The 23,085-nt window shown below is 62.6% G+C and carries 19 protein-coding genes and 1 pseudogene; 12 read left to right on the top strand and 8 right to left on the bottom strand.

Translation table 11 applies throughout. The features are described 5' to 3' along the window. Positions 1 to 44: 44 nt before the first annotated feature. Positions 45 to 1,079 carry a ScyD/ScyE family protein gene (locus tag IPM16_17465; protein ID MBK9124889.1) on the bottom strand — a complete coding sequence of 345 codons (1,035 nt, stop codon included), beginning with the start codon at positions 1,077 to 1,079 and terminating at the stop codon, positions 45 to 47. 141 nt (positions 1,080 to 1,220) lie between these two features. Then, the gene (locus tag IPM16_17470; protein MBK9124890.1) at positions 1,221 to 2,159 is read right to left on the bottom strand and encodes a GNAT family N-acetyltransferase; all 939 of its coding nucleotides are present in this window, start codon (positions 2,157 to 2,159) and stop codon (positions 1,221 to 1,223) included. A 144-nt stretch (positions 2,160 to 2,303) separates the two neighbouring features. Here IPM16_17470 and IPM16_17475 point away from each other — a divergent pair, with 144 nt between their 5' ends. After that, on the top strand, positions 2,304 to 3,398 hold the full coding sequence (locus IPM16_17475) for a shikimate dehydrogenase (protein MBK9124891.1): 1,095 nt from the start codon (positions 2,304 to 2,306) through the stop codon (positions 3,396 to 3,398). A gap of 183 nt (positions 3,399 to 3,581) precedes the next feature. Next, positions 3,582 to 4,976 carry a 2-polyprenyl-6-methoxyphenol hydroxylase-like oxidoreductase gene (locus IPM16_17480; GenBank protein ID MBK9124892.1) on the top strand — a complete coding sequence of 465 codons (1,395 nt, stop codon included), beginning with the start codon at positions 3,582 to 3,584 and terminating at the stop codon, positions 4,974 to 4,976. A 110-nt stretch (positions 4,977 to 5,086) separates the two neighbouring features. Here the strand turns inward: IPM16_17480 and IPM16_17485 are convergent, their stop codons facing one another. Further along, positions 5,087 to 6,601: a hypothetical protein gene (locus tag IPM16_17485; GenBank protein MBK9124893.1), complete on the bottom strand. Its 1,515-nt coding sequence runs from the start codon at positions 6,599 to 6,601 to the stop codon at positions 5,087 to 5,089. A 228-nt stretch (positions 6,602 to 6,829) separates the two neighbouring features. Between IPM16_17485 and IPM16_17490 the strand changes: the two genes are divergently transcribed. Then, positions 6,830 to 7,240, top strand: a complete 411-nt coding sequence (locus IPM16_17490) for a hypothetical protein (GenBank protein MBK9124894.1) — start codon at positions 6,830 to 6,832, stop codon at positions 7,238 to 7,240. Positions 7,241 to 7,274: 34 nt separating this feature from the next. Beyond that, on the top strand, positions 7,275 to 7,670 hold the full coding sequence (locus tag IPM16_17495) for an HNH endonuclease (protein ID MBK9124895.1): 396 nt from the start codon (positions 7,275 to 7,277) through the stop codon (positions 7,668 to 7,670). A gap of 3 nt (positions 7,671 to 7,673) precedes the next feature. Here the strand turns inward: IPM16_17495 and IPM16_17500 are convergent, their stop codons facing one another. Further along, positions 7,674 to 8,246 carry a Uma2 family endonuclease gene (locus tag IPM16_17500; protein ID MBK9124896.1) on the bottom strand — a complete coding sequence of 191 codons (573 nt, stop codon included), beginning with the start codon at positions 8,244 to 8,246 and terminating at the stop codon, positions 7,674 to 7,676. 510 nt (positions 8,247 to 8,756) lie between these two features. Here IPM16_17500 and IPM16_17505 point away from each other — a divergent pair. From IPM16_17505 to IPM16_17530, 6 genes and pseudogenes are all read left to right on the top strand, one after another. Further along, the gene (locus IPM16_17505) at positions 8,757 to 10,358 is read left to right on the top strand and encodes a hypothetical protein (GenBank protein ID MBK9124897.1); all 1,602 of its coding nucleotides are present in this window, start codon (positions 8,757 to 8,759) and stop codon (positions 10,356 to 10,358) included. Positions 10,359 to 10,816: 458 nt separating this feature from the next. Continuing rightward, positions 10,817 to 12,472: a hypothetical protein gene (locus IPM16_17510; GenBank protein ID MBK9124898.1), complete on the top strand. Its 1,656-nt coding sequence runs from the start codon at positions 10,817 to 10,819 to the stop codon at positions 12,470 to 12,472. A gap of 42 nt (positions 12,473 to 12,514) precedes the next feature. Then, positions 12,515 to 13,296: pseudogene (locus IPM16_17515) on the top strand (IS5 family transposase). Between the two features lie 124 nt (positions 13,297 to 13,420). Beyond that, positions 13,421 to 15,256 carry a tRNA uridine(34) 5-carboxymethylaminomethyl modification radical SAM/GNAT enzyme Elp3 gene (locus tag IPM16_17520; GenBank protein ID MBK9124899.1) on the top strand — a complete coding sequence of 612 codons (1,836 nt, stop codon included), beginning with the start codon at positions 13,421 to 13,423 and terminating at the stop codon, positions 15,254 to 15,256. A gap of 5 nt (positions 15,257 to 15,261) precedes the next feature. Then, positions 15,262 to 15,684: a hypothetical protein gene (locus IPM16_17525; protein ID MBK9124900.1), complete on the top strand. Its 423-nt coding sequence runs from the start codon at positions 15,262 to 15,264 to the stop codon at positions 15,682 to 15,684. Beyond that, positions 15,669 to 15,989, top strand: a complete 321-nt coding sequence (locus tag IPM16_17530) for a XisI protein (GenBank protein ID MBK9124901.1) — start codon at positions 15,669 to 15,671, stop codon at positions 15,987 to 15,989. The genes IPM16_17525 and IPM16_17530 overlap by 16 nt, the downstream gene beginning before the upstream one ends. Here the strand turns inward: IPM16_17530 and IPM16_17535 are convergent. Next, complete coding sequence (locus IPM16_17535; protein MBK9124902.1) at positions 15,986 to 16,357, bottom strand: chromosome partitioning protein ParB; 372 nt, start codon at positions 16,355 to 16,357, stop codon at positions 15,986 to 15,988. The two genes, IPM16_17530 and IPM16_17535, sit on opposite strands and share 4 nt — an antisense overlap. Before the next feature lie 87 nt (positions 16,358 to 16,444). Between IPM16_17535 and IPM16_17540 the strand changes: the two genes are divergently transcribed. Next, positions 16,445 to 16,906 carry a GNAT family N-acetyltransferase gene (locus IPM16_17540; protein ID MBK9124903.1) on the top strand — a complete coding sequence of 154 codons (462 nt, stop codon included), beginning with the start codon at positions 16,445 to 16,447 and terminating at the stop codon, positions 16,904 to 16,906. A 120-nt stretch (positions 16,907 to 17,026) separates the two neighbouring features. After that, positions 17,027 to 17,254, top strand: coding sequence for a hypothetical protein (locus IPM16_17545; protein ID MBK9124904.1), 228 nt, complete (start codon positions 17,027 to 17,029; stop codon positions 17,252 to 17,254). Positions 17,255 to 17,425: 171 nt separating this feature from the next. Here the strand turns inward: IPM16_17545 and IPM16_17550 are convergent, their stop codons facing one another. From IPM16_17550 to IPM16_17560, 3 genes are all read right to left on the bottom strand, one after another. Beyond that, positions 17,426 to 18,643 (bottom strand): WD40 repeat domain-containing protein, encoded by a 1,218-nt coding sequence (locus IPM16_17550; GenBank protein ID MBK9124905.1) that lies wholly within the window; start codon positions 18,641 to 18,643, stop codon positions 17,426 to 17,428. A 52-nt stretch (positions 18,644 to 18,695) separates the two neighbouring features. Then, the gene (locus IPM16_17555; GenBank protein ID MBK9124906.1) at positions 18,696 to 20,411 is read right to left on the bottom strand and encodes a hypothetical protein; all 1,716 of its coding nucleotides are present in this window, start codon (positions 20,409 to 20,411) and stop codon (positions 18,696 to 18,698) included. Between the two features lie 420 nt (positions 20,412 to 20,831). Continuing rightward, positions 20,832 to 23,033, bottom strand: a complete 2,202-nt coding sequence (locus IPM16_17560) for a VWA domain-containing protein (protein ID MBK9124907.1) — start codon at positions 23,031 to 23,033, stop codon at positions 20,832 to 20,834. Positions 23,034 to 23,085: the final 52 nt, after the last annotated feature.

The raw sequence follows: 23,085 nt of genomic DNA on the forward strand, positions 1-23,085 counted from the left end.
TTGGCAGCGGGGTGAGGGTGAGGTCTGGTTGCGGGTGAAAGAGCCTACATCATCGGGACGCGGACGACACCGGCAGGCGCGCCTTCAAAGAAGGCGATCGTGCCGAAGCTGACGTACAGCGCGCCGTCCGGGCCCATGGCGATGCCGAACGGGGCAAGCAAGCCGCCCACGACGACTTCCGCGCCGTCCGCCGATACGCGTACAACACTGCCCGGGCCGGGGCCTTCGGCACCCATCTCGAACAACTGCACGGCATACAGCGCGTCGCCGGCGAGCAGGATGTCGGTGACGCCGGTCAGCCCGGCGAACGTCTCGGCCAGCTCACCGCCGGACCAGCGCTCGACCTTGCCAGCGCCGGGGGCGATGCCTTCACCGAGGAACCCGACGTAGACGTCGCCGTTCTCGGCGACCTCAACGCTGGTCGGCACGCTGTTGTCCGGCCATGCCGCGACAGTGCTGAGCCCGTCAGCTTCGGTCCACGCCAGCAGCGCGTTCATGCCGGCGTCGACGATCAGCAGGGTGCCGTCCGCCGTCCACGCGATGTCGGCGACATTGCTGTCGTAGCCATTGCCGTCCGGATCGTTATTCACCTCGAAATCGTTGAGGTTGATGATCGTCTTGACGGCCAGTGTCTCGGCGTTGAGCTCAACGACAGAGTCCATCCAGAACGCGCCATTGGTCGACGGACCGGCACCACTGAAGATGACCCACAGCGAGTCGCCATTCGGAATAGCACGGTACAGGCCCAACGTTTCCATCGCGCCCTTATAGCTCGGGAAGCCAGCGATCCGGTCGCCAACGGTACCGTCCGGTGCCACTGAAACGATCCGGCCGGTCAAGCCAAGTCCCGTGACCGCCTCACCTTCGGGGCCGGCCATCGTCATTTCGACTTCGCCACCCGTGCCGGCATCGGCGACGAGCAGGTTGCCGTCGGCATCAAACGCGATGCCGCGCGGCGCGCCAAGTTCCATGACGACCGGTTCGCCGGGCAGCGGCGGCGGGCCTTCCTGCGCGACGACCGGCAGGGCCAGCGCCAGCAGGGCAGCACAAATGATAAGGCGGAACAAAGTGGTACGCATTGTTTCTCCCTCCCTCATGGGGTACTGCCGGCCGTTCCCTCATGACAGCCGGCAGTGCATGACGCGGGTTTGGGTGCCCGGAGGTTTGTCATGCACGTTGTAAGGATACGACGATTTTTGATTTTGTTGTCAAATTTGGATTCAAATTCGGCGTTTGAGCAAGACGATCGACGGCAGTCGTTGATATCCGAGTCGATTGTTGATCGCCAGCATGCCGATATTGCTGAGGTCGTTGGCCACCATGGCGACGCGCAGCCCTGCGTTCTTAGCCCACGTCGTCCCCTTGAGCTTGAGCGCGAATGCGATTCCGCGCCGGCGATAGTCGCGGGCGGTACCGGTCAGGTCGATGTCCAGATCGCCTTTCCCGGCAGAGAAGGTCAGCAGCATGCCGACCGGGCGCTCGCCGTCGACCGCCACGAACGATCCCTCGCGCAGGAATTCCGAGGCGAACAGAACCTGCGCGCGAAAGTCCTCGAACGTGATGTTGGTGACCGGTTCGGGAATCGGGATGTCCTGCTCGATCTCCCACTTGAGATCGTGCAGCGCGTGCTCTCGCTCCGGCGTCGTGGCGTATTGAGCGATAGACAGGAGCGACAATCCCTGCTCGTCCATCAACGAGTCCGGATCGGGATACGCCGCCGGTTCGAAGTCGGCCAGCGGCAGGCGCGCCTCGATCCGCCGCCCGTACTCGACGAAGCCGCGCCGCGCCGCAAAGTGCAGCCCGGCGAACTGGTCGGCCCGGATGCGCATCTTGAACCACTCGATAGGCTGTCGGCGCGCGCGTTCGAGCAGCGCGTCGTAGAGCGCCGCGCCAATCCCCTGCCGGCGGGTGCCGGTATGCACGCCAACGGCCACGCGTACCGTGCGCGGGTCGAGGCTATCGGCGTACTGCGTGTAGGACGCATAACCGACCACTTGCCCGCCATCCTCGGCTACGAGCACCGCGTGCAGGAGACCCGCCCCACGGGCGGCGTCTTGGCGCGCCAGCCCCTCGGCGCTGACCGGCTGATCGGGGCGGTTGCCGGTCATGATCGAGGCGATTGCAGGATAGTCGGCGGGTGTCGCGGGTCGGATGCGCATGAGATGTCCTGATGATCTGCTCGGGGCGCGGTCCTGTGAACAACGGTCCTGCACCTATGATGCACAGTGTACCAGTTTCGGCGCTCCTCAAGGCCGACGTGCAATAGATGCGTGCTACAATGCGTTCACCGCCCGGGGGGGACTATGGAAGACACGTTCGCGTTCATCATTCATCCCATCCAGATCAAGCGTGATGTCGAACGCAAGTATCCGCTGTTGGGCAAGATTCTGACCGAACGGCAGATCAACTTCTTCTCGCGCTTCTTCCCGCCGGTCTACCTCAGCGAAATGCGCGGGATCGTCAGCGCAGACACCGGCAAAGCCGTGCGCGGGTGGCTGATCGCCGCACCGTATACCCCGCCAACGATGCTCGCCCTGCCTGTCGAAGCCGTCTACAAGAAGATTGTCGCGTGCGGCCACATGGCCGAGTCATTGGGCGCCAAACTGCTCGGGCTGGGGGCGTTCACGTCGGTCGTCGGCGACGCAGGCCGCACCATCGCCGACCGGCTCGAGATTCCAGTCACGACCGGCGACAGCTACACCATCGCCGTCGCCGTCGAGGCGCTCAACGACGCGGGCCGGGTCATGGGGCACGACATCGCCCATTCGACCGTCGCGGTCGTCGGCGCGACCGGCGCCATCGGCAAAACGTGCGCGGAGATCATCGCCCGCACCGCCGGCGAGCTGATCCTCGTCGGCCGGCGTGAGGACGCCCTGCGCGCCGTGGCCGAGCGGTGCGTAGGGCCGGGAGCGGTGCGTGTCAGCACCGACATGCACGCGATCTACCCCGCCGACCTGATCCTGACCGTGACCAGCGCTGTTCACGCCGTGATCGAGCCGCAGCACCTCAAGCCCGGGGCCGTCGTCTGCGATGTCGCCCGCCCGCGCGACGTCTCCAAGCAGGTCGCCGCCGTGCGCGACGATGTGCTGGTGATCGAAGGCGGCATGATCGACGTGCCGGGGCCGGTCGATTTTGGTTTCGACTTCGGCTTCCCGCCGGGCAAAGCGTACGCCTGCATGGCAGAGACTATCGCGTTGGCGCTCGAAGGCCGCTTCGAGGACTACACCATCGGCAAGGACATCAGCGCCGAGCAGGCCGACGAGATTGCCGCCATCGCCAAACGGCACGGCTTCAAGCTCGCCGGGTTCCGCAGCTTTGAGCGCGCCGTCAGTGACGAGTCCATCGCCGAAGTGCGCTCCCGCGCAGAGGTCAACCGCCGCAGTTGGTCGCCGGCGTAGCATGTTGGGGCGCTGCCCCACACCCCGCCAGAAGGCTTTCGCCCTCTGGACTCCCTTATCCGCAGTAACGTGGTCAAGGGGTGCAAACCCCTTGTGCAGGCCAGACCGCTGCGCGCCGAACTGTAAGCCGTGCTACGATCATTGTGGGCAGGCGTGATACTGATCGGCGATGAGGAGCGGATCATGGCAGAGAAGACGGCGATCGTCATCGGGGCGAGCATGGCCGGGCTGTTGGCCGCACGCGTGCTGTCAGATCATTTCGACCGGGTGGTGGTGGTCGAACGTGACACGCTGCCCGACGGGCCGGACATTCGGGGAGGTGTGCCGCAGGCGCGGCACGTCCACGCCTTGCTGGTACAGGGCCAGCATCTGCTTGAGGAGTTCTTCCCCGGCCTGTCCGACGAATTGACCGAAAGCGGCGCGCCGCGCTTCACGTGGTGCCGTGATACGTGCTACTTTACCCCCGGTGGGTGGATCAAGCGGTTCGACAGCAAGATTCAGACCAACATGATCCGGCGTGTCGAGCTTGAACACCGTATCCGCCAGCACGTCGGCACACGCCCCAACGTGTCGTTCCTCACCGGCCGCGACGTGCGCGGGCTGGTCGCCACCGACGACAAATCGCGCGTTACCGGCATCGATGTCTCGGTGCGCGGCACGCAGGATGTCGAACAGCACAGCGCCGATCTTGTTGTCGACTGCAGCGGGCGCGGCAGTAAAGCGCCGGAGTGGCTCACCGCGCTCGGATATGATGCCCCGCGCGAGACGGCGGTCAAGTCGCATGTCGGGTATGCGACGCGCATGTACAAAAAACCTGCCGACGCCCCCGATTGGACCGTGCTGTTCATCAACGCCCGCAGCGCCGAAGGCAATCCGCGCGGCGCGGCGATCTTCGACGTCGGCCACGGCGAATGGATGGTCTCGCTGGGCGGGCTGAACAAGGAGTATCCGCCTACCGACGAGGAAGGCTTCATGGCGTTCGCCCGCAAGCTGCCCTCGCCCACGATTGCCGAAGCGATCGCACGTGCCGAGCCGACCAGCGGGATTGTCGGCTATCGCATCGAAGGCAGCCGCCTGCGGCACTACGATCAGCTCGCCCGCCGGCCGGAAGGGTTTGTCGCGATGGGCGATGCGGTCTGCTCCTTCAATCCGATCTACGGGCAGGGCATCACAGTTGCGGCGCTCGAAGCGCGCGAGCTTGACGCGGTTCTCCGCAAGCACGGCACGGCCGACCTGACCGGATTTGCCGGCGTGTTCCAGAAGCAAATCGCCAAAACGCTCGCTAACGCGTGGGTGCTGGCAACCGGCGAAGACCTGCGCTTTCCCGGCACCGAAGGCGACCGGCCCGGCTTCGCCGCACGGCTGATCCAACGTTACGTCGACCAGTACGCTCGGGTCTCGTTCAACGACGAACTGCTCACGCTCACGTTCATCAAGGTGCTCAACCTCGCCGCGCCGCCGACTACCCTGTTCGCCCCGCACGTCTTCGCACGTGTCGTCGCGCTTACGTTCCGCCAGTGGCGCGGTATGCCGATCTCAGGACAGGATGGCACGCTGATTCCCGCCGTGCAGGGCTAACCGGCGTCGGGGCGCTGCCCCGTACCCCGACTCCTACCTCACCCCCCCTCTCCATGACCACGACCGCAGGGAGCGCCGAAGGTCTGGAGAGAGGGTCGAGAGGTGAGGTACTACTGTCCGGCGGTGGTGCCGAAGTGGAAGGCGGCCACGTAGTCGCCGACGGTGCTCTGGCTGCTGCTGGTGAATCGATAGTTGATGATGCCGCCGCGCTCGACCGTGAACGTGTTGTTCGGGATATGCAGCATCGAGTCGTAGCGGCCGCCGCCGAGCGTGCGCCCGTTTTCGCGGCTGACGTAGTACGGCGTCAGGTTTTCGCTCAGGCCGAAGCAGTTGGTCGTGCCCGCGTCGTCGCAGACGACAGCCGTGCCGTCCGGCAGGCGAATGATGAGATTGTCGGCATCTACGGCGGTGATCATGGTGTCGAGCGCGTTGGTCACAGCGATCATGTACGACGTGTAGTCGACGCCCGAGGCGACCATGTTGGGGGTGACGTTGATGAGGAACGGATCGCCGGCGCCTTCGCCGCTGCCGTCAGCGCGGGTCACGGCAAGGCCCTCGATCAGCAGGACGAACTCGCCTGCCGTGCTGCCGAAGCTGCCGACGATAAAGCTGATGTTGCCGAGCTGGCTGCCGCTGTATGTGAACGGCTTGTGTGCCGTGCGGTTCGACGGTCCGATCGGGCCGGTGGTGGGCAGGTTGGCGATGTAGTTGGCGCCATTCGCATCGTCGTCGTTGCATAGGATGTTGCCGTTTTCGTCCGAGACGGCGATGATCGGGTCGAAGTCGCCGACACCGATGGCGGTCGCGGTGTAGCTGAAGCCGGGCCGCATGTTGACCACGACTTCGACGCCGTTGGTGAACGCGACGCCGTCGGGGCACGTGACGTTTAGGCCCTGTATGGCGGCAGGCGGTTGGGTCGGGACGGGGGTGGTCGCCGGCGGCGGCGTGATCTGGCTGGGATCGACCGGGACACCCACCAGTTCTACGGCGTCGATTTCCGTCCAGTTGCCGGACGCGGCCTGATCGACCACGACAATCACGCTGTCGATGGCGAAGTCGATGCCGGTGACGTTCACGCTGTGGATGTTCGGGCAGGGCGAGCCGGGCCCCTCGGCGCTGGCCGGCACCGGGACGAACCGGTCGGTGAAGTTGGAGTTGGCGACGAGCAGGCCGGCGATCGTGCCGGTGTTGAGTACGACATGCACGTTGATCTGCGTCGGCAGGACAAACTGCTCGAAGCGCACGACGAGGTACTCGCCATCGTTCGGTTCAAGCGAAGCCCACGCCGTCTCTTGATCGGCGCAGCCGCGGCTATCCGGCGCACCGAGGGCTTGATCGGCGCTCCAGCCCGTGCTGGTGTACTCGGTGCTGGCGGCCGCTTCCATCGCCCACTGGCGGATAACGCCGGTGTTGGAGGTCGGGCCGCCGGGGCCGGTGGGTCCAGTCGGGTTGGTCGTCCCAGTGCCCTTGCTGGTGGCCGGCGTCGGCTCAGGCCGGTCGCCCTGCACGGTGGTGTTCTTCGGGGCCGCGGGTGTCGGATCGGGTCGGTCGCCTTGCGCCAATACGGGGACAACGGCGATCAGAAGCAGACACGTGATGATGAAGCGGGTGGCGGTGCGCGGCATAGCGGGCCGTCTCCTTACTACGATCTCGGATTTCCGATGAGTACCAGATGAGACGATTATATGCGGGTTTTGGTTCCCGTGTGTGAGAATTGCGGGGAAGTCGTCAGGAATCAGGAATCAGGGGTCAGTGTGCAGGCGTCAGGAATCAGGGCAAGGCGCGGGTGAGGGGAGCACCAAACGCGTGTTGATGTACAATCATGGTGTTGGCCCAGCAGGATCAGCAGTGCGATGACAACACGTTCAGTTACCCTTGATGTTCCCGAATCGGTCTATTCCCGCGCTGAGCAAATGGCAACGGTTGGCAACCAAAGGGTGCAGGATGTACTGATTGCCGAGCTTCTACAGGCGCTGGATACCGGTGGTCCGGCCCTTCCGGAGTCGGAAGAAGCTGAACTCGCAGCGCTGCGCTATCTCTCGAATGACGCGCTGTGGACGATTGCACGCGAGCGACTGCCGCAAGATGTCGAGGCGCGGCTTGGCGATCTCTTGGAACGCAAAGGCGACCTGACCGACGACGAGCGTGCCGAAACAGAAGTACTCATTGAGCGCGCTGATCGACTCATGGTGCGGCGCGCCGAAGCAGCGATGCTGTTGTCGCGGCGCGGAATTACCGTAACTTCGAAGCTCCTCGCCTCGTAGGATGGGACGAATCCCAAACGCGCTCCGTCGTCGCGTGCTTGAGCGCGCGGACTATTGCTGTGAATACTGCCGCTGCTGCGAGTCTGTCAGTGGACAAGCACTGCACGTCGATCACATTGATCCATCACGCGGTGACATCTACGATAATCTCTGTGCAGCGTGTGCGGCGTGCAATGGCAGCAAGTGGATCGCCGTAAACGGAACTGATCCCACGACCGGCGAGGTTGTGCTACTTTTCAATCCACGAATCCAGAACTGGCACGAACATTTCGAATGGCTCCACGCTGGCCTGATCGTGGCCGGACGTACGCCAACCGGGCGTGCAACGGTAGATCGGCTTCGTATGAATCGCAATCGCTCTGTGCGCGCACGACGAAGTTGGATTGCAGCGGACGTTCACCCGCCGAAATCGACCTCCTCTGAAGACTAACTCCTACCCCCCAAACACCTCGCCCAGCGGCAGGGCGAACCCCGGCAAAAGGTCGCCGGCGGTGAGAGTGTCTGCGGCGGTCAGCGTGTGCGATCCCGCACGGGTGTGAACCACCACTTGCCTTAGCGCGGGGTACACGACCCACACCTGCGTGGTGCCATAGCTCAGGTACTGGTCGATTTTGTGCTGTACGTCCTGCGCGGTGTCAGTCGGGGAGACGACCTCTACGGCGAGGTCGGGGGCCAACGGGATGAATCCGGATGGCAGGACCGGAAGCCGGTCGGCGCGGACAAACCCGACATCCGGCGCGCGCACGGTGTCGCGCCCGTCCGCCGACTGGCCGAGGATGTAGCCGGTCTCCGCGGCGGTCACATGGCCGAGGCGGTGCTGCCGGACGAATGCGTGGATCATCGCGCCAATTGTCATCGCTGTCGCGCCGTGTTCTCCTCCCGCTGGCGACATGACGATCAATTCCCCTTCGTCCAGTTCGAGGCGGGCAGAGTCATAGTCGGCGCTGTGAGACAGTGCCCACAGGTCGGCCGCTGTATAGAGTTTGAGCGCGGGTGCGTCCGTCATTGCGCGCCTCGTGGAATCCGTTTTGAGCCATTATAGCGTGGTATCGCGTCGGGCTTCTCCGTAGGTTCTCGTGCGATGCGGGCCTTTCGCATGTGTTGTCCTCCCGTTTCATACCGCACTCATTCCCACGCAACCATTGGTCCTGCGTCGCATCGCTGAAAGCGACAATGACGACCACCTGCCACCGAAAACCAACACGCCACAACGTTTGGAACCCGAAACAACTCAATTCTTTCTTAATGGTTACGCGGTACTGCGGTGCTATACTGCGATCAATCACTGAGATTTGGTGCCTTGCGGCCAATACATACCCGATCATAAGTGGCAATGATTGCTCGTTAACCGATTGCGTTGTTGTTGCTGGTATGGGCTGCTGGCATGCCGGCCCCCCTCGCCTTATGAGGGAACCGGACACGTTATCAACCTACCAAATGGGATGCAATCATGACACGCGATCACTCTAGCAATCCCCCACCCGAACACCCTCCAAACAGCCGAGGTCCCGGACGTGTGGAACCGCACGGCCAGGGGCTTGTCGAATACGCGCTGATCCTCGTGCTGGTGGCCATCGTCGCCGTCGGCACGCTTGCCATTTTGGGCACTAGTGTTTCGAACTCGTTCGATCAGGTCAACAACGCGCTTTCAGTCAGCATTGCCGACGCAGGCTCTGGCGGACCCGGCGGGACGCCGGGGCCAAGTAGTGTCCCCCCCACGACACAGCCCACCTTGACACCGACCGAAGAAAGCACAAGCGGCTCCCCGACGACCGCACCCACCGTCGCGTCGCCCGTTCCGAGCGCGACCAGCTCCGGCGGCGGCGGCGGCGGAGGAGGCGGAGGTGGTGGGGGTGGCAGCACGGACACGCCCGAGCCGCCCTCCAGCACCGAAACGCCGGAGCCGCCTGAACCGACCGAAACACCCGAACCAACCGAAACGCCGGAGCCACCAGCGACCAACACGCCGGTGCCACCGACCAACACCAATACGCCGGCCCCGCCAACTAACACCAACACGCCGGCCCCGCCAACCAATACGCCGTCGCCAACCCCTCTGCCAGCGGGATGCGACTACTCGATTGCAGCAGGGGATACCGCCGCCTTCGTAAGCGCGGTGAACTCGGCAAACACCACTGGCGGTTCGCACGAAACGATCTGCCTTGCTGCAGGCAGCACCTACGGCTTCACTACCGGTTCAAGCAGCACGGCGCTGCCGCAGATTACGTCACCGATTACGGTCAAAGGCAACGGCGCTACGCTGGAACGCACCACGGGAGCTACCATCCGTATCTTCAACGTCGCAGGGGCTGGGTCGCTGACGCTCGAGTCCTTGACACTGCGCAACGGCACGGCAGGCAGCAGCAACAACGGCGGCGCGATCTACAACAGCGGCACGCTCGTGTTGACCAGCGTCACGTTCAGCACGAACAGTGCCGAACGAGGCGGCGCGATCTATACCACCGGCGGAACGCTCACGATCACCGGCGGGTCCTTCTCATCCAACAACGTCAACGAGCACGGCGGCGCGATCTACGTCAACAGCGGCACGATCTCGATCACGGGCACCACGTTCTCGTCCAACAGCAACAGCGGTAACGACGGCGGCGCGATCTACATCAACAACGGCACAATCACCATTTCGGGCGCGACCTTCTCGTCCAACAGCAACAGCGGTGACGACGGCGGCGCCATCTACATCAACAATGGCGACGTCACCATCACGGGCACATCACTCACGAATAACACGACCGCGTCTCGCGGCGCGGCCATCTACAACGCCGGCACGCTTACGGTCTCTGCCAGCACGTTCACCGGCAACAACGCCAGCGACGACGGCGGCGCCATCGCCAACGCCGATCGTTTCACCATAACCAGCAGCACGTTCACCGGCAATAATGCGTCGGACGACGGGGGTGCCGTTCACAATACCGCCAACAACAACCGCATCAACAACAGCTGCTTCAGTGGAAACAATGCTGGGGGCTCTAACGATGCAATCTACAGCTCGCGCAACTTCGACGCAGAAGACAACTGGTGGGGTGGAAGCGGAGCGCCCGGCTCGATAAACAGCAATAACGTGGATGATGACCCCCGTTTATCAAGCTGCCCGAACTGACCGATTGGCACTCTAGCCACCCAAACGCCCTCAACGAAACCTGTTGGGGGCGTTTGTCGTTCCACGTGAAGGCCCCGGCACGCTCCCCGTGCGCAAACACTTCGACAACCGGTATTTCACGCAGCACTTAACTAGAATCAAGCGTCTGAATACGCACTAGCAGACCCACTCACCGGGATTTCCCCGGTTATGTCGTGTCTGCTGAACCGGCGGGTTGTAACAATTGATATACAATTGTTGTTCTTCATTGTGTTTTGGTACCATGGTGCTATACTGAGGCGAAATCGGTGCAGTTCGGTACGTTCGCGGCCGACGCAAGCCCAATATAACCTTTGGCGGCAGCAGATAACCGTCTGTCCGTCGGGCATTGGAAATGCTCGTAGTGACCGCTGGCGTGTAGGGTAACCCTCACCTTATGAGGGGTCAGGCCAAAGCCTGACAAGCCTGAGGTAGCAACCATGATCCAGCGTCACCCCCGCCGTTCTCGTCGCACGCAGTTCAATCGTGCCAATAGGTCACCCGACCGCGCGCCGCGCGGCCAAGGGCTTGTCGAATACGCTCTGATCCTCGTGCTGGTCGGAATCGTCACGATCGCTACGCTGGCGATTTTGGGCAGCAGCGTCTCAAACTCGTTTGAAAACATCAACAGCGCGCTCGTAAGCGTCGCCGACGCAGGTTCTGGCGGGCCCGGCGGTACGCCTGCGCCCAGCAGTGTCCCACCCACCACGCAGCCCACGCTGACCCCAACTGAAGAGAGCACGAGCGGTGGCCCGACGACCGCCCCTACCAGCAGCGGCGGCGGTGGCGGTGGTGGCGGAGGCGGCGGAGGCGGCAGCACCAGCACGCCGGTTACGCCGACGAAGACGAATACGCCCGCGCCGCCCGCAAGCACCGATACACCGGAGCCACCAGAACCCACCGAAACACCTGAGCCGACCGAGACACCGGTTCCGCCTGCGACCAATACACCGGTCCCGCCGACCAACACGAATACGCCGGTCCCGCCGACCAACACCAACACGCCGGTCCCGCCGACCAACACGCCTACGCTGACTCCGACTGTTGACGGCTGCAACTATACGATTGCAACTGGGGACATTGCCGCCTTCACGGCCGCGGTCAACTCGGCGAATTCCACCAGCGGTTCACACGAGACGATCTGTCTTGCGGCAGGCAGCACGTACAGCTTCGCATCCGGATCCGGCAGCACGGCCTTACCGCAGATCACGACGCCGATCACGGTCAAGGGTAACGGCGCGATACTGGAACGTAACACCGGGGCCAACCTCCGTATCTTCAACGTTGCGGGGGCTGGATCACTGACGCTCGAGTCCTTGATGATCCGCAACGCCAGCATGGGTACTGGCAATGACGGCGGCGCCATCATCAGCAGTGGCTCGCTTACCCTGACCAACGTCACACTGAACAACAACAGCGCCGATCAGGGCGGCGCAATCCACAGCAGCGGGTCGCTCACGATTACGGGCGGAACCTTCTCGTCCAACAGTGTCGACGAGGATGGTGGCGCGATCTACGTCCACAGCGGCACGGTCTCGATCACCGGTACCACTTTCTCGTCCAACAGCAGCACTGGCGACAAAGGCGGCGCGCTCTATATCAACAACGGCACGGTCACCATTACGGGCACGTCGTTTACGAACAACACGACCGACGATCAAGGCGGGGCAATCTTTAATGACGGCACGCTGACCATCTCCAACAGCACGTTTACCGGCAATCACGCCAATAACGACGGTGGAGCCATCGCCAATACCGACAATCTCACCGTGTCCAACAGCACGTTCACAAGTAATACGGCTAGCGACGACGGTGGAGTCATCTTCACTGACGACGATCTGACCATAACCACCAGTATGTTCACGAACAATACTGCGTCGGGCGATGGCGGTGTCCTTTACAACACGGCCAACAATAACAGCATTAACACCAGCTGCTTCAACGGCAACGACGCGCCGGGAACAGGCGATGATGCGATCTACAGCTCTCGCAACTTCAACGCTAGGAGTAACTACTGGGGAAGTGGTGGACCGACGAACGCGATGAACACCAGTAACGTGGACGATACTTCTCCTCTGTCGAGCTGCCCGAACTAAGAGGCCGTTTGAAAAGCAGGGCGGGCGAGTTATGCTGGGAGGATGAGCACAAAACGATATGCCAGTGACCTGACCGATGCCGAGTGGGAGGTGCTGAAAGAGTACATTCCGACGGCGAAATCCGGCGGACGCCCGCGCAGCGCCGATATGCGCGCGGTGCTGAATGCCATCTTCTACGTGCTGAGAACCGGCTGTCAGTGGAGCATGCTGCCGGGGGAGTTTCCGCCCAAAGGCACGGTCTACCACTACTTCAATAGCTGGCGCCAGAATGGCACCTGGGAGCGGATGAACGCGGCCCTGCGCGCCCGTAGCCGCCAGCGCAGTGGCCGTCATCCGCTGGCCAGCGGCGCGATCCTGGACAGCCAATCGGTGAAAACCGGCGAAAAAGGGGGATAAGAGGTTACGACGCGGGCAAGCAGGTGAAGGGTCGCAAGCGGCATCTTCTGGTGGACACGCAGGGGCTGCTGCTGAAGGCGATGGTGTTGGAGGCGGATGTGCAGGACCGCGATGCGGCTAAGCACCTGTTGATGCAGAACATCGCTCGCTTTCCACGGCTCAAGCGGCTGTGGGCAGACGGAGGATATCGGGGTCAGTTTGTCACCTGGGCAAGACAGGTCTGCGGCGTGACGGTCGACATCGTGCTGCGTCCGGACACGGGCTTCGTGCCGCTTGCGCGGCGCTGGGTGGTGGAACGAACGTTCAGCTGGCTCGGCAACAGCCGCCGTCTCAGCAAGGATTACGAGTACTTCTTGTCCAGCAGTGAAGCGATGCTCTATGTCTCCAGCATCCGCCTCATGCTTCGCCGCCTTGCCGCCTCACCCTGACCTTTTCAAATGGCCTCTAAGCAGACCGCACTCCAACCACACGAACGCCCTCAGCGAAACCCGTTGGGGGCGTTTGTTTCCCCTCTCCCCTTACCCCATTCCGCTCATCTGATACACTAGCCGCATGGCACGCCGACCCCGCCCCCCGCTTGACCTCGAGTCGCACCGCGCCCCGCTGACGGCCATCGTCCGCGAGGTATTGATCGCGCCTGAGCCGCTCTCCGCACACGATCTCAATGTGCTCGTGAAACGCCATCCCATGCCAGACGGCGGCTTGTACAAGCGCAGCGACCTGATCGCCGCCTTCCGCGCGTTTGCCGGGCAGGACGGTCTTCCGCCGTACTCCGACGACGCGCTGCTGCGCTTGCAGCTCAAGCCGGTGCGCACCAGCAGCGGCGTCACGCCGGTGACCGTGCTGACAAAGCCGTTCCCGTGCCCCGGCACGTGCATCTTCTGCCCCAACGACGTGCGCATGCCCAAGAGCTACCTGAGCGACGAGCCGGGGGCCCAGCGCGCCGAGCAGAACGCCTTCGACCCGTACTTGCAGACGATGTCGCGGCTGACGCAGTACGCGCAGATCGGCCACCCGACCGACAAGATCGAAGTGATCGTGTTGGGCGGGACGTGGTCGTTCTACCCGGAGACGTATCAGATCTGGTTCATCGCGCGCATTTTCGACGCGCTGCATGACTTTGGCGACGGAATCGACCGCAGCGCCGAGGTGCGCGACCTGCTGGCGGAAGCGTCGCAGCTGCATCCCGCGCGCAACACGGCCAACGTCACGTTGTACGGCGCCGAGTTGTCGCAAAGCTACAATCAGGCGGTGCAGGCCGTGTATCACGACGAGATGACGCGCAGCCGCGAACTAGCCGGCATGATCGGCGCGGGCGATCGCGAGCGCACCGTCGTGGACGAGTTCGCCACGTGGGACGAGCTGGACGCCGCGCACACGCGCAACGAGACGGCGCCATGCCGGTGCGTCGGGCTGGTCGTCGAGACGCGGCCCGATCACATCGACGAAGCCGAGGTCGTGCGCATCCGCCGCTTGGGCTGCACGAAGGTGCAGATCGGATTCCAGAGCCTGAACGACCACGTCCTGCGCGTCAACAAGCGCGGGCACGACGTCGCAGCGACACGGCGGGCAGTGGCGCTGCTGCGGCGGGCCGGCTTCAAGATCCACGCCCACTGGATGCCCAACCTGTACGGCAGCGATCCGGACGCGGACATCGCCGATTATGTCCGCATGTTCAACGACCCCGACTTCTGCCCTGACGAGCTTAAGGTCTACCCGTGCTCGCTGATCGAGAGCGCCGAGCTGATGCAGGTCTATCAACGCGGCGACTGGCAGCCCTATACCCACGACGAACTGCTGCGCGTGCTGAGCGCGTGCTTCATGGCGACGCCGGAATACTGCCGGCTGACGCGGGTGATCCGCGACATCCCCGGCACCGACATCGTCGACGGCAACAAGCTGACCAACTTCCGGCAGGTGGTCGAGCGGCACTTGGAGGCGCAGGGGCTGCGCAGCCCGGACATCCGCGCCCGCGAGGTGCGCTTTAGCGCCGTGCAGTCGGGCGAGCTGACGCTGGACGAACTGACCTACCCGACTCAGGCCGGCGAGGAGCGCTTCTTGCAGTACATCACGACGGGGCGCGAGATCGCCGGATTCCTGCGCCTGGCGCTGATCGATCCGGCGCTGCCGCCACTGGTGCCGGCGCTTGCCGGCGCGGCGATCGTACGCGAGGTACACGTGTACGGGCAGGCGCTCGGCATCGGCGAGACGGCTGAGGGACGCGCGCAGCACAGCGGACTCGGCACGGCGCTGCTCGAACGCGCGGTGGAGATCGCGCGCGCGGCCGGATACACGCGCCTCGCCGTGATCAGCGCCGTCGGCACGCGAGGGTATTACCGCAAGCGCGGTTTCGCCGACGCTGGCATGTATCAGGTGCGGGCGGTGTAGTCGGCATGCCGGCAATCGACTACTGCGAACCACAAGTTATTCGCGCATTGAACCGCGGAGGCTACCGCGTCACCGACCAGAGTTTCGCGCTGCGCATTGACATTACCCGGGGCTTTGTATTTGCCGATCTACGGCTGGTACGTACCACGGAACCATTGTCGAGTATCATTGTCGTAGAAGTCAAATGCTTTCCTGAGACCCGTACGGCGCTCGATGAGTTGTACGGTGCGATCGGTCAGTACATCGTGTATCGGGAAGCTATGTTATTTAATGCCGTCGAGGGGACGCTTTTCTTGGCCGTGCCTATGACCGTCTTCGAGACGCTCTTGAAACGACCGGTGCTAGACGCCGCCATTCGAGAGACCAAGATCAACCTCATAGTGGTCGACTTGGAACACGAGGAGGTGCGACAGTGGATCCGCTGGTGAACATCGTCCGGGAAGAAGTCGGCAAGTACGCAGGCAGCGGACGCGGTGGCAATGTGCGACTGCTTCCAGTCTACGACGACGAACGCCGCACGTATGCCGTGACCGCCGTCGATCACCCACGCGTGCGCTGGCCGGCGGGTGTGGTGGTGCTGGCGCGTGTCGTCGGAGATGTCGTGGTCATCGAAGACGATCAGACCGATCGACCGCTTGTCGATGCGCTGCTCCAGCGCGGCGTACCGCGAGAGAAGATTGTGCTCGTCTATGCTGGCGAACCCGCCCCCGACGCCGATTATTCCGCTGGTTAGCGTGCAGCGACGTCGTCCGGCTTAGGATTGACGGTGAAACGGACGGCGCTAACCGTCGGCAGGCCAAATACATAGCACTTCAAAATGCGGTGCATGCCGTCCATCACCTCGCCCTCGGCGCTGATGATGATCGGATACTGCAGGTCGGCCGCGAGGATGCGGCGGGCGTGGTCGCCGATGTCACGCCACAGCGGCGGCGAACTGAGCGAATTGCAGCGGAAGTTCTCGTTCGTCCAGTCGAAGCTGTCGAGCGCGACCTGTTCGACCGGCATCGACTCGGCGTGCTTCCACAGCGTGCGCGCCTTCCAGTAGTAGGAGAACTCCCCGTCTCCTGAGATGAAGCCGTGTTCGGTGATATTCAGGGGCATAAATGCACGCTCCGCGCTACTATACGCACGCGCATTGTACCGTGCAGGCCATGTGCAGATGTTCCTGCTCATCGAAGGCAACCCGACATGACCGTCATCATCGAACGCGCCACGCCCGACGACCTCGAAACACTGGTGCGCGTGCAGATCGCCGCGTTCCACTCCGACGCGACGTATTACCCCGGCGTCGAATTGGGCGGGCCGCCCGGATACGACTCGCTGGATGTCACGCTCGAGATGATGCAGTTGGGCGACTACTACAAGATCGTGGTCGACGGTCAGATCGCCGGCGGATTCAACGTGTTCAATCGCGGCGAGGGCGTGTACCACCTCGGCGTGCTGTACGTGCATCCGGACTACCACAATCGGGGGGTCGGGTCGGCGGCTATGCAGTACATCGCGGCGACGTATCCTGCCAAAAAGTGGACGCTCGACACGCCCGGTTATGCCACGCGCAACCACCGCTTCTACGAGAGGCACGGATTCGTGAAGGAAGGCGAGCGCCTCGACGACGGCTTCTTACTGATCGAATACGTGCGGCGCGTGTAGCCAGCGGAGCGTCGGACTTGCCCCAATGACTCGGGGCTTGGAGCGGCTGCGAACCGGATTTCGGCGCGATCCCCATTAGAATGAGGGTAGGCGTTCAATAGCCGGTGAGTGAAAGACCCCATGTACCCGCCCTTCGTTCCCTTCCTTGCCCAGACCGAGTCGCAGGTCGACTCGCTCGTGACGGTGCTGTGGAACTTCCTCTGGGCGCTGATCGAGCCGTTTGTCGACTATGGCGCCGCGAACCCCGCCGGATGCACGCTGTTCGTGCTGATCCTCGTGTTCTCGGCGGTGCTGATTCGCGCCTTCCGGCGCCCGCGCCACACCGACAACTACGACCGCTGGGACTAGGTGGCAAGGGGGATGGTGTAAGGGCAAAGGGAAAAGGGCTGAGGCGCGACTACTCGGCCTTATGGTGCTGACCACTTGCCTCGCGGACGCCATGAATGGCGTCCCTACCACACCGCCACGGATTGTGGTGGACGTTCCCATCTGGGGCTTCTTCCTTTCCCCTTGCCCCATTCACCTTTCCCCTGCTTCGACCACCGCCCGCGCCACGGCCAGCAGATCGGCCTTGCACGCCGGCGGGATCGCGCCCTCCGGCAGCGCCTCGACCTGCGCGATGAAGGCGGGGATGGCGTCAGGCGCAGATACCGTGTCGATCTGCGCACGGGTCGGGGAATCCATGCCGCAGCGTTCCAGCACACCTGAAAGCGCCTCCAGCGTCGGGAGGGGCACGACAAAGAGGAGCGGCGTGCCGGGAATGATCTCGACACCGGGTGAGACTGGCATGCCGCCTGCCGGCTCGATCCCGGCCGGGGCCGCGCTGCCAAGCACAATCCGGCCGCCGTAGGGGCTGACATCCATCAACCATCGTCCGCCCAGTCGCGGAAGATTCAATGTGTTGACAATCTCGCCGGTCTGGGTGTCGATGACAAGAACACGACCAGAGGCTAGGTCGGCAAGCAGATGCCGACCCTCAGGAAGCCACGCTAGACTTCCAATCCCTTCTTCGCGGTACTGAATAACTGGCCTTACCTCCACTGAGTCCAAGTCAATGATGCGAATAGTTCCATCTAGCTCACTGGCGTTGAATACGGAATAGAACACTTCGGCGATCTGTGTATTGTCAGGGCTCCACGCAACGTCCACGCCAAATGCGTTGAAACGTAACGGCGCAGTCGTTTCACTGGTTAAGTCGTGTACCTCGACATATCGAAGATCAGCAATTGCTATCCGTCCGTCAGAGCTAGCGTCTAGATCGTATGCCCCTGCGAACGTAACAGGTTCATTACGGACCAGAGTATTGTTGTCCACGCGCCAGCGGTTGACCTCATTTGCGCCGTCAATGCCAAGTGCGAGAGCGATGATATCGTTTGTTGGCGCACTCCACTCGACAACGATTGGGCCACCGGCACCGTCAATTGTGTCGGAGTCGATTTCTCGGAGTGTTCCGTCTGCGAAGGATTCAAGTAGATAGAGGGTGCGATCTCTTGTGCTGGCCGCCGCAACAGTGCTTCCCTCCGCGTTCGCGGCAACTCTTATGGTGCTATCCCCATCGATCGATACAGTGGCCACGGATTTGCCTTGAAGCGCATCTATTATCGAAACAACACCTCGGCTATCTGCAGTTATGACGACGCGACCGTCCTGCGACCAAGTCAAATTGTTTGTTACGACGGGCTGAATGCGTATTTCCTGACTGACAACAGGATCCGCTAGTGAGGTAACGACGATCAAAAGCAACGCCAGAGTGTGTGTGCGTACTAGGCAAAGTCTCATGTTCTGATACCTATGGTGTCGACGTCATCGGAGGAATCTGAGTTAGAACGCGCGTCAGTACAACCGTTTCCATTAGACGGAAGCGCGCGTCTCCAGAGTCGCTAATATCCGTTGGGGCGCCTGTCAGACAGTTGTCAGGTGGGATCGACACGCTTCGCCAATCCAAGTTTACGAAACCACCGGCACCCAACTTGCGATACACCCAGTTCAGAAACATATCCGACGATGCTTCTTCAATTTCACGGATGAGTACAGTTTCTGCAGACTCTGAGGTGGCGGCCGGTGCTGGTGTTGGGGTAAATGCGCGTACTATCCAGTCGTCAACTACAAAGGAGTTCTGTTGAAATGCGCATGGAACCACCGGCGGAGTAACTGCTGCACTGCCCCAGCCCCTTCCACCACGGGTCCAATCTGATACGGTAGCCGCGACTGGAGGAACTTCTGTTGGGTCGAAGTTGCGTCTTCCCATTACGATGAAGCCAGCACTATCCAATAGCGGGCCCAATACTCCGGGTGTAGTTGTGAGTGGGAGATTGTCGAACAGGCCGAAGTATGTGTCTGTCCCCGACACCTGCCCGCCCATCCGTCCACTGAAGACGTGGCCGAGTTCATGAACGGCGGTGTATTCGCTTATCTGATTGTCGGCAAAGCACACGATGCGGGCTTGATACGTGTATTCTCCAGAGACCGTATGAAACGAAGTCGTATCGCAGAAGGGGCCGTTCTCAGTCACTTTCAAAAACACGATCTGTTTACGGTTCGGCGCGATCATGACCCGGCGGAATGCGTCTGCGGGTGACGCGCCACCGAACTGAAGTTGGAGCGCCTGACCAGTCTTGATGACGCCGTTTTCGATGGCTAACTTCTCTTCCGGTGACCACGGGCCTTCGACGAACACGTTGTATGCGGTCAGTATCGGCAGAGGCTCCGGCGTGTCGGTCACCATAACCAACGGCACGGTCGCCTGATCGCCCGTCTTGACGCCGTACAGGTTTGGGCTGTTGTCGACTTTCGGGCTGATCCAGTAGCTGAATTTTGCGAACACGCTTGGCGACGTATCCGGCGCGTAGATGTGCTTGCGCACCTTGATCGTAGCTGCTGATGTGCTTGTCTGGAAATTGCTGTACTGCACGTAAAGAAGACCTGTACTGCGCGTTTGTGGATCTACGGCGTTGTACAGGACGGCGCCAGCGTCACCTCCCACGTTGTCGACAAAATCGATGTCGCGCGCGTCAATAGCGTCCGTGACCGCGGACGTGTTGTAAATCGCTCCGCCTCGGTACGCACCATTGTCCTTAAACACGGAGTTTCGTATGGTGAGGCTGCCGTTGCCCAAGTAGATTGCGCCGCCATACTCGTCCGCGACATTGTCCTTGAACCGACTGTTCGTAACGGTCAAGTGGGAATTGGCGCCTTGAACCCACACGCCCGCCCCGACGGTGCTGGTGCGCCCCTTGTGGATTCCTACACTGTCGAGCAGGAGGCTCGGCCCAACCAACGTGAACATCCCGTTGAAGGAACCCGAGTATTTGAGCTTCGTTTCCGTGTAGCCGCGGCCATAGATCGCGATCTGACCGAGGACGACCAGCGTCTCGGTGAATACGTAGTCGCCAGCCTCCAGATAAATCGTGAAGAGCAGGTGGGGGACGTTGTAACTGGAGAAGTCAACGGCCGCCTTCAGCGCCTGAAAGTCCCCGGCAGGGATCACCGCGTACGTGTTGCCCATGATGCGCAAATTGGAAGGAATCGTCTGCGGGCCGCTGACATAATCCGGGGTTGGCGTGGCAGTGGGCGTCGCGGTGCGGGGCGGCGGGGATTGTGCGGTGTCCGTCGGCGGGAAGACACCCCGGAAACCCTCGGGGCCAGCGGGCGGCGGCTGGGTGCCGGTCACGCGCTGCGCGCTGTTACCCCCCCCGCGACGGCGACAAGAATCAACACCCCAAGCACACCCGACAGCATCTTGCGCATGAGCACACGCCCCTGACTCTGCGGTCTACGCAAACGGTACTGCTAATCACATGTCCAGTCAATCGAAGTTGGATTGTTATGGTATAGATATCGCCGCGCTCTCGCCCACTCCACTCAAAAGCCCCGGCGCGTTCGCAACCGGGGCTTTCACTGCCTTCTGACTGCTGAAACTGGTCTCTTACTCCGCCGTGACTTCGTAGGCGACGCCGTCGAGCACGACGATCACCTGCTCGCCCAGCGCGAAGTAGTCGGCCAGCTCGGGCATCGCGTCGAGCAGATCGAAGTACGCGTCGCTCAAGAACTCGACCTTCTCGGTGGTCATCGTGTCCGGCTCGAACGCCGTATCCGTCCACACGCCGTCGATCTGGATGAAGGTCTTGTCGCCGACGGTCGTCAGGGCATTGGTGTCTCGGAACTCGTTGCCGAAGCTGCCGTCCGCGTCCTGACCTTCACCCGGAGCCATCTGGGTACCGGCCGGCGTCATGGTCTGCATCGGGGCGGGAGCAGCCGCCTGCGACATCGCGCCCAAGTCGGCGGCGCGGTTGACGGCGCCAGCACCGGTCACGTCGGAGAAGGCATCCTCCATCGCCATCTCGGCCTCTTCCATGGCCATCCGGCGGCCCTGCTGCGTCAGGATGTCGTCTTCCTCGATCAGGAAGCTGGTATACGGCGTGATGATGCCGTAGCGCACGCTCAGACTGACGACGCTGTCGACCAGTTCGCTCGACTCGCCGTTGAGGCGGATGGTGTTGAGCAGGTCGGCGATACGGCGCTGCGCCCACAGCCGGGCGATGAAGGCGTCGCCGCCGGCGTTCTCGCGGAAGCTGAGGTCGTCATAGACGAAGGTGGTCGGCTCGCCGCGCACGGCGCCGCTCAGCGAGATCGTGACGTTGTCCTGCCCGTTGCGGTAACGGCCCACGATGGCAATCTGTTCGCCGGCGAACAGGTCGGCGACCTCGGCCGGGTACTGCACCTCGGTCTGCACGCCGCCGAAGTCGATCGCGATGTCGCTCAGCACCGGCGCGCTGATCTTGTTGTACAGGCTCGCCATCGACTCGTCGATGCGCATCGACGGGCGGACGTACGTGCCGGCGCCTTTGAAGTCGCGCACGATGGCATCCAGCAGCAGCGTGTTGACGTCGTCGCCGACGCCGAAGCTGAAGATGCGGGCGTTGGGCTTGGCGGCGTCTGCCGCGTTGGCGAGGATCGAGTCGACCTCGGTGATGCCTTCGGTCGGCACGCCGTCGGTCAGGAACAGGATTGTCGCGGGGCGTTCCTGCACCATGTCGAGCGCGGTGAGCAGGCCGGCGTTGATGTCGGTGCCGCCCTCGGCGTACAGGCTGTCGATCCACGCGGCGGCGTCAGACGCATTATCCTCGCTCTGCAGGCCGCTGGCGTAGGTACGCACGCCGGTGCTGAACACGACCACGTTGAAGCGATCCTCGGGGTTGAGGTTTTCGAGCACGTAGCGGGCGGCGGCCTGCGCCTGCGTCCACTTCTCGCCCTGCATCGAGCCGGACTGGTCGATCACCAGCACGATGTCCTTGGGCTGGATGGCGTCGGCGTCCACGCGCAGCGGCGGCTGAACCAGCAGCAGGAAGAAGCCGTCGGCCGCGGCGCTCTCCTTGAAGGTGAGCAGGCTGACGCTGATCTCGGTGGCGTCCACGCCGTAGTACAGTGTGAAGTCGTTGTCGGCGACGGCGTCGGTCATCTCGAAGCCGGCGCGGAAGGACGTATCGCTCTCGCGGCTGATGGCGATTTGATGCGACGGCGAATACACCGTTCCGATCGGGGTCTGGCCGGTCACCTCGACCGACAGCGACAACTGCTCGACAAGGCGGGTGGTCGTCAGCGGGTAGAGGTACTTGATCAGGCCGTTGTCGACCGGCAGCAGCTGCGAATAGTCGATCTGGATGCGGCGCGTTTCGCCCGGCGGGATCGGGAAGACGTTGGCCTGAATGGCCTGGGTGCCGATGTATTCGAGCAGCGCGGGGTCGCGGTACTGGCGCACGATTTCGTCATAGATCTGGCGCGCCTCGGTGGCGGAGAGGATCTTGGCCTCGTACGCCTCGCCGTCGATGATCATGGTCAGGCGGTCGACCGCGGCGTTATCCGGCAGCGGGAAGACGAACGTGCCTTCGGCCAGCCCCTCGCCGGTATTGGTGAACTGCAGGTCGATGCTGGTGGTGGCGAGCTGGTCGTTAATGACCGCGCGCACGCGGTGGAAATCGACCGTCAGCCAGTCCGGGTTGGTCCACACGCCGGGAACCCAGCGCGGCGGTTCCGGCATGATCGGCTCCTGAGCCTGCGCGATGCCGGCGGTTAGCAGTACAAAGGTGGCAACAAGCAGAATGATTCGAATCGTGCGGCGGATCGTCATGGGGTTCGGGCCTCCATACTTGGTTTGATGGGTAGACGCCCGCCGGTTCCGA

The sequence above is a fragment of the Candidatus Flexicrinis affinis genome, from assembly GCA_016716525.1.
Lineage (GTDB): Bacteria > Chloroflexota > Anaerolineae > Aggregatilineales > Phototrophicaceae > Flexicrinis > Flexicrinis affinis.